This window comes from Streptomyces sp. JJ36 (assembly GCF_021696945.1).
In the GTDB taxonomy this organism is placed as follows: Bacteria; Actinomycetota; Actinomycetes; order Streptomycetales; family Streptomycetaceae; genus Streptomyces.
Genome location: NZ_JACYHE010000154.1, coordinates 1 through 3,268, shown reverse-complemented (window position 1 = coordinate 3,268; position 3,268 = coordinate 1). Strand labels below are relative to the sequence as shown.

4 protein-coding genes are annotated in these 3,268 nt (G+C 63.2%); all 4 read left to right on the top strand.

Features of this window, described 5'->3' with window-relative positions:
• The coding region (locus tag HOY81_RS26935) for a polymorphic toxin-type HINT domain-containing protein (protein ID WP_272893360.1) at window positions 1–1,331 on the top strand (1,331 nt) is incomplete at its 5' end.
• Entirely contained in the window at window positions 1,328–2,185 is an 858-nt protein-coding gene (locus HOY81_RS26930; protein ID WP_237323324.1) for a hypothetical protein, read from the top strand. The genes HOY81_RS26935 and HOY81_RS26930, both read left to right, overlap by 4 nt.
• A 72-nt stretch (window positions 2,186–2,257) precedes the next feature.
• A complete protein-coding gene (locus HOY81_RS26925) occupies window positions 2,258–2,743 on the top strand; it encodes a winged helix-turn-helix domain-containing protein (protein ID WP_237323323.1) in 486 nt (161 codons plus the stop codon).
• A 50-nt stretch (window positions 2,744–2,793) separates the two neighbouring features.
• A partial coding sequence (locus HOY81_RS26920; RefSeq protein WP_237323325.1) for a transposase occupies window positions 2,794–3,268 on the top strand: 475 nt, incomplete at its 3' end.

The window sequence follows — 3,268 nt, the reverse complement described above, 5'->3', positions numbered from 1 at the left end:
TCACCGACCCGATGCAGATGCACGGGTACGCCTACGCCAACAACAACCCCGTCACGCTGTCGGACCCGACGGGGTTGTGTCCGTTCATCGACTGCCCCACGCGCCCGTCTCCCCATCACGAGAACACGACTCCCGGCCACGAGCCGGGGCCGCCGAAGCTCACCCCGAGCGGCGAAGCCTGGATGGCGCAGCAGATCAAAAAGATTGCCACGGGGGGCAGTTCCGGAGGGCGTGGCCGCACAAGCGGCGGCGGCAAGGGCGGCGGTAACCCTAACGACAAGTACAACGACTTCAACAACTGCAGTCCGAAGTTCGGAGCCTGTGCCACTGTCAACCAGGGCGAGGGGAAGCAGTCCGCCGGCCAGTTCTTCTTGAGCGTCGTGGTACCGGACTTCCAAGCGTGGGAGGACTGCCTCGCCCGCGGTGAGGCAGCCGGATGCGCGAACGCCGCCCTGGACCTGGTCAAACCAGCAAAGCTGCCCAAGAAGCTCGGCAAGTACATCTGGAAGTGCCTGAAGAAGAACAGCTTCCTCGCAGGCACCGAGATCCTTCTCGCGGACGGCACCACCAAACCCATCGAGGAACTCGAACCTGGTGACGAGGTCCTCGCCACCGACCCCGAAACCGGCGAGACCGTCGCCGAGACCGTCACCGCCGCCATCTACACCAAGGACGACAAGCAGTACGTCGACCTCACCGTAACCGATCGCGACGGCACCGGCGAAAGCGACGTCCTCACCACCACCGCCCACCACCCCTTCTGGTCCGAGTCCGAACAGCAGTGGCTCGACGCCGGCGACCTCAAGCCCGGCATGACCCTCCGCACCGACGACGGCACCACCGCCACCGTCCACACCACCCGCACCCACACCGCCCACCACGACACCTACAACCTCACCGTCCACGACCTCCACACCTACTATGTACTCGCGGGCGGTACCTCGGTCCTGGTCCATAATTCAGGAGGAGAATCCAGGTTCAAATACCTGGATCGCTCCGGGTACAGCAACTACGTGCTTGTCGATCGCGGCGGCACGGTTTACTATTCTGGAATGTTTGGACCTGGTGACACGCCTGCAGGTGTTCAGTATCGGCACCGTAACAACAATAATCGGTTCAACCCCGCAAACGGGGATAAGATGCTAGTGATGCCCGGTACGAGAACGTATGGCGAGTCGCGCCTTATGGAGCAACGAATCTCCGAGCAGCACGGTACATACATCGGCCGCGACGGCAACAACTATCGTGGTAATCGTCAGAATCCGCTCGCTGGCGACAAGTTGGCGGAGTACGAGGCCTACGAGGCCAGGAAGCTTGGAGGATGTCCGTGAGTGATGTCGATGCTCTGATGCTCAAACTTGCTGCACTCTCGGATGAATTCGAGGAGCAGGTAGGTAGCAGGCCGTCCCTGGGAGAGCTTCTGCAAATCCTGGGATGGGCTTCGCATGGCATTTATTCAGCGCCGCTCACATTCGATGTAAAGCTGAAAGGGGGTAAGCGGTACTCGGGTGTAGGCGCTACGCGGGTAGGTGAGCTAAATGACTCGATCTTCGTTGACGCGGCTTCTCTTCTGGCTGACGCGGCGGAGGTGTCAAGCGGTCGGCCTCTATCTCCGTTGGGGCTTGCTTCGTTCCTGACGACGTCCCTCAAAGAATCCGGAATTTTGCTCAGTGATGTCACTCGCGAAGACGTGGAGGAGGTGACGGTTCGCGCCCCAAAGAAGGTCTCCAAGCCCGAGATCGGCGACGTTCTGGCCATCCCTGTAAGCGGTGCCGCGTATCGCATGGCTTCGGTCGTGGCACGGAACCGCTTTGGCACCGCACTTGGATTTATCCGTGGGAAATTTCAAGTTCCGAGGCCTGTAATCGGAGAGCAAGCGGCTGCGTGTCGGTTCCCGATCTATACGGACGATCGGCTCGTTGCGGCCGGGGCCTGGCAGGTTGTCGATCATGATGAGAACCTTCTCTCTCTGTTCCCTGCGGAACCAGAAATCTATCACACACCGGACTTGCAGTGGCCCGGCATGAACCTCGGCAAATTCGGCGCTGCCGAAAGAGCATCCGGAGAAATTCGGCTGGTCGAAATTGGCGAGGCGCGTGAAGTAGGCCTTCTTGATGGCACCTATCGACAGTCTTACCTAGGTGAGTCCCTGGAGGAGTTCATGGATGAATCAGGAAACCGTTAAGTTCCTACTGAGATTGAACTCGTGGAGTCGTAAGGGCTGACGGGCCGTCGCGTCCTGCGGTATGACCTTGGCATGCGGTATGCACAGGGAGGCGGGCTGACCGCTCAGCGGCAGCAGTTCCGCGAGGAGCTACGGCTGCAGGCAGCGGAACGGTTCGCCCGGGGCGAGGGCAGTACGGCGATCGCGAAGGATCTGCGTGTCAGCGTCCGGTCGGTACAGCGGTGGCGGCGCACGTGGGTCGAGGGCGGCCCGCGTGCGCTGCGCTCGCAGGGCCCGGCTTCGCTGCCGCGGCTGAGTGAGAAGCAGTTCGCCCAGCTCGAGGCGGAGCTGGCCAAGGGGCCGGCCGCGCACGGCTGGGAGGACCAACGCTGGACACTCGGGCGGATCAAGACCGTGATCGGGCGGCGGTTCCACCTGACCTACACCATCCAGGGCGTGCGGAAGCTGCTGGTGCGCAACGGCTGGTCATGCCAGGTCCCGGCCCGCCGGGCCATCGAGCGGGACGAGGAGGCCGTGGCCGGGTGGGCCAGGGAGGTGTGGCCCTGCGCGGAAGACTAGCGGCGGCTCGTGGCGCTTGGCTGGTCTTCGAGGACGAGGCCGGGTTCTCCATGACGCCGCCGCAGGCCAAGACCTGGAGCAGACGCGGGCACACTCCGATGGTGAAGGTGCGCGGCCGCTCCCGCAGACGCATATCCATCGCCGCCCTGACCTGCTACAAAGCGGGCGAACGCTCCCGGCTCATCTACCGCCCCCGCAAGGACGACGACCGACGCGACGGGCGCAAAAGCTTCTCCTGGCGCGACTACCGCGACCTGCTGATCGCCGCCCACCAGCAGCTCGGCGGCCCGATCGTGCTCGTCTGGGACAACCTGAACGTACACAAAGCGGCCGGTCTCCGGGAGTTCGCCGCCTCGCGCGACTGGCTGACCATCTACTACCTGCCGCCCTACGCACCCGATCTCAACCCTGTGGAAGGGATCTGGTCACTGCTGCGGCGCGGCTGGCTGTCCAACGTCGCCTTCAGCACGCCGGAGCACCTCATCCAGCGCATCCGCCGCGGCTTACGCCACATCCAGTACCGTC

What these genes read in the sequence shown, in the direction of transcription:
- HOY81_RS26925 (WP_237323323.1), top strand. Translation starts at nt 2,258, where the DNA reads ATGCGGTATGCACAGGGAGGCGGGCTGACCGCTCAGCGGCAGCAGTTC.